General features: G+C 27.0%; 3 protein-coding genes, 2 tRNA genes and 1 pseudogene. All 6 read right to left on the bottom strand.

Translation table 11 applies throughout. From position 1 onward, the window contains the following. Window positions 1–61: 61 nt before the first annotated feature. A tRNA-Met gene (locus tag HMPREF0202_RS10690) sits at window positions 62–137 on the bottom strand. Between the two features lie 9 nt (window positions 138–146). Continuing rightward, window positions 147–234: transfer RNA gene (locus HMPREF0202_RS10685), tRNA-Leu, on the bottom strand. A 179-nt stretch (window positions 235–413) separates the two neighbouring features. Beyond that, window positions 414–1181, bottom strand: a complete 768-nt coding sequence (locus HMPREF0202_RS10680; RefSeq protein WP_040407281.1) for a glycosyltransferase — start codon at window positions 1179–1181, stop codon at window positions 414–416. A 5-nt stretch (window positions 1182–1186) separates the two neighbouring features. Further along, window positions 1187–2173 (bottom strand): glycosyltransferase, encoded by a 987-nt coding sequence (locus HMPREF0202_RS10675; RefSeq protein ID WP_023052522.1) that lies wholly within the window; start codon window positions 2171–2173, stop codon window positions 1187–1189. Then, a complete protein-coding gene (locus HMPREF0202_RS10670; RefSeq protein ID WP_023052521.1) occupies window positions 2155–3270 on the bottom strand; it encodes a glycosyltransferase family 4 protein in 1116 nt (371 codons plus the stop codon). Before HMPREF0202_RS10670 ends, HMPREF0202_RS10675 begins: the two co-directional genes overlap by 19 nt. A gap of 13 nt (window positions 3271–3283) precedes the next feature. Then, window positions 3284–3728 (bottom strand): annotated as a pseudogene (locus HMPREF0202_RS15355) (hypothetical protein); the annotation flags it as partial.

Raw genomic sequence — 3728 nt, 5'->3', positions numbered from 1 at the left:
CTGACGCTCTACCAACTGAGCTACTCCCGCATATTATTCCATCTTTATTATTTAGTTGTTTTGGTGGCGGGGGCTGGATTCGAACCAACGACCTTCGGGTTATGAGCCCGACGAGCTGCCAACTGCTCTACCCCGCGATATATAAGTGGTGCCTGGGGCCGGAATCGAACCGGCACGCTATCAGATAGCTCAGGATTTTAAGTCCTGTGCGTCTACCTATTCCGCCACCCAGGCTTCCTAGTTGAAGGAGCTTGTCGCTTTCGCGCTTCGCTGTCCCTCACGGACATTAATAATAATATCATAAATTATAAACAAAGTCAACAAGTTTTTTTATTTTTTTTAAAGTTTTTTTTTGTTTTCTTGGACACCCTTTAAAAACCTTTATTTTTCAATGGTTTTCAAAAGGCATCTTATTATATTTTTTTTATAAATTTTTCATAAATTTTTCTAATTGGTTCTAAAATATTTAAAAAAATAAGTAAATTTATTAACTTTTTTTTATAACCTTTTAAAGTTTTAAACTCTAAAAAATAAAGTTTTTTATTATTTCCATGCCAACTTTTTCCCCACCAGTGTATTCCATATGTATTTTCAGTTATTTTTTCATAAGAAAATTCTTCTGTAAAATGATATGGATAGAAATATTCATATGGATATATTTTTATTCCATCTTTTAACTCTATAATTTTATTTTCTCCTATAAAGCTATAATCTTTTTTTAATAAATACTGAATTATAGCTGGAATTGTATATACATTTATATTCCAAATATCATTTTCATAAAACTCTAACATTTTTTTAAAAAATATATGACCTTTTTCTGCTCCTATTATTCCTGCACTTGGTTGATTTTCATCTTCCATTCCTAAAAATAGTTTATCCTCTAAAAATCTATCCAAGGATTTTAAAATTTGCATATCTGAATCTAAATAAATTCCACCATTTTCATATAAAACTTTAACACGAAAATAGTCTGATAAAAATGCCCACAATTTTCTTTTATAACACTCTTCTAAAAACCTATTTTTTTTTATTTCATTATAAAAATCTAAATTATCTTCGTTCCACTCTATTATTTCATAATTTGGAAGTTTTTCTCTCCATGAGTTTATACATATATCCATTATATTTGGTTTAGGTCCTTTTCCTAACCAGATGTAATGTATCTTTTTTTCCATAATCCCTCCTAGAAATTAGGTATTTTTTGAGTATTTCCTATATCTTTTCTCATTAACTTTCTTAATAAATTAGAAAGTTTAGGAGCGATATAAACCAATATCTCTTCAAAATTTCTATTTTTTATACCTTTTACATCCTTAAAAATTGTTCTATAATTTTTTAATTTTTCTTTATAATTTTTATTAGAATTTATATATCTATAAACAACAACTTTATAGAAACTTGGTAAAAGTTTTGATAATGCCTCTCTTCCATAATCATCCGTTTTACTATATTCATTTAAGAGCATATAACAAATTTTTTCAAGAGAGTTTATACTTTTATCTGTTATAACACTCATTATACTACCACTTCTCTGTCTATAATAATAAAATGCTATATCTATATATTTAACTCTTTTAGCTTTTAAATAAACCATTGGAGTAAAATAGCTATCTTCATGTATCAAATTGTCATGAAAATATAACTTATTTTCACATATAAAATCTCTTCTATAAACGTCATCTACAACCTCTTCTCTAAAACATTTTGTTCCTTGAAAAAGAGTTAGAAAAAATTTAGTTCCTTTCCCAACTGTAAAATCTTTAATTTCTTGAGATCTAAAAAGAGGTTCTCCAATTTTTTCAGTAGAAAAATATCTCATATTTCCAACCATTATATCTAAATCTAATTTTTGTCCCTCTTTAAAAAATTCTTCAAATCCTTTAGAGTCAATTATATCATCACTATCTATAAATGATAGATATTCACCTTTTGCATCTCTTATCCCAGCATTTCTTGCTGATGATAATCCACCATTTTTTTTATCTATAATTTTTGTTATCTCTGGATACTTCTCTTTATATTTTTTTAAAATATCTAAACTTCTATCTGTTGAACCATCATTTACTAAAATAACCTCGTACTCTATATTCTCCACCTTATATATACTATCTAAACATTCTTCTAAAAAAGTTTCAACATTGTAAACTGGTACTATAAATGTAAGTTCCATAACTTTCTCCTATATATCTCTATTATTATTTTTTCATCAAATTCATTTAATATCTTTTTACGTCCATTTTTTCCCATTTCATCTCTTTCTTCATTTGACAAATTAATAAATCTCTCAATTTTTTCTGATAAATCTATCGAATCTTTTACATTAACTAAATAACCATTTTTTTTATCCTCAATAATCTCTTTGCATCCAGTTACATTTGTTGCAATTATTGGTTTTTCCATACTTGCAGCTTCCATTAAAACTTTAGAGATACCCTCTCTATAAGATGGTAAAACTACACAATCAGATGCGTTTATAACGTTTTCTACATCCTTACGATGTCCTAAGTACTCTAATATCCCTGCTTTTTCATACTCATTCATTTTAGCCTCGTTTACACCGTTTGCTGCATCTCCACCTAAAGCTCCTAAAAATAAAAATTTAACTTCATATTTCTTTTCTTTAATTATTCTAGCAGCTTCAACGTATTCTCTAACACCTTTATCGTAAAAAGCTCTGGCTACCATTAAAAAAATCAACTCTTTATTCGACTTTCTTGAAATTGGTTTAAATTTCTCTGTATTAACTCCTTCTCCGGGAAGAATGAATATTTTTTTCTCATTCACAATATTTTCATCTATTAAACGTTTTCTATCATCTTGATTTAAAACCCAAACCTCTTTGGAGTAATTTAAAGAAATCCTATATAAAGTTTTAGCTATTTTAGACACAATTCCTCCTTCAACAAAGGAGTAACCCAATCCTGTTAAAACTGCTATACTTGGAATTTTTGCACATTTAGCTGCTAAAGTTCCATAAATATTTGGTTTAATTGTGTAGTGAAAAATAATATCAGGCTTCTCTTCAATATAAATATTTTTTAATTGAAGAAACAATTGAAAATCCTTTACAGGATTTACTCCTCTTAAACTTAACTCTATAGGAATGTGTCTAATTCCAAGGTCTTTTGGAAAATCTATTCTAGAGTCTTTTGGAGCTACAGCTACTACCTCGTGCCCATCATCTATCAATGCTTTTATAACTCCATATCTGAATATATATATATCCCAAAGTACATTTGCAGTAAAAAATATTTTTAACTTTTTCATAAATACCTCTCAATTAATATTGTATTAATAGTTCTTTTCCATGACTTTCTTTCAAGTATTTTTTACTTTCAATCAGTTCCTTCTCTCTTTTCTCATAATTTAATTTATTAAAAATAGCATTTTCATATTTATAATTTATTTTGTTTCCTGGAAACATCATACTTTTATAGATTCTTACAAAACATAGTAAACATATAATTATTACTAAAATTTTCTTATTTTTTACATTTTCTATCGCTCTTGTTAAAACTAACCAAGCTCCATAAATAAATAATATTCCTATTCTTAATGAAACTATAGAAAGCTCTGAAGTAAAAAGAAATATAGATATCCAAATATAAGCGCTATTTTTTATAATTACATCTTTTTCATACTTATATGCTAAGAAAAATATTAAAGCTCTTTCTAAATAAAATAAATTTAATCCTCTTATTAAATCTTTAGGAACTACATCTTTA

The organism is Cetobacterium somerae ATCC BAA-474 (assembly GCF_000479045.1).
In the GTDB taxonomy this organism is placed as follows: domain Bacteria; phylum Fusobacteriota; class Fusobacteriia; order Fusobacteriales; family Fusobacteriaceae; genus Cetobacterium_A; species Cetobacterium_A somerae.
The sequence above is the reverse complement of the archived record's forward strand: the minus strand, read 5'-3'. Positions and strand labels throughout refer to the sequence as shown.

What these genes read in the sequence shown, in the direction of transcription:
- HMPREF0202_RS10670 (WP_023052521.1), bottom strand. Translation starts at nt 3,270, where the DNA reads ATGAAAAAGTTAAAAATATTTTTTACTGCAAATGTACTTTGGGATATA.
- HMPREF0202_RS10675 (WP_023052522.1), bottom strand. Translation starts at nt 2,173, where the DNA reads ATGGAACTTACATTTATAGTACCAGTTTACAATGTTGAAACTTTTTTA.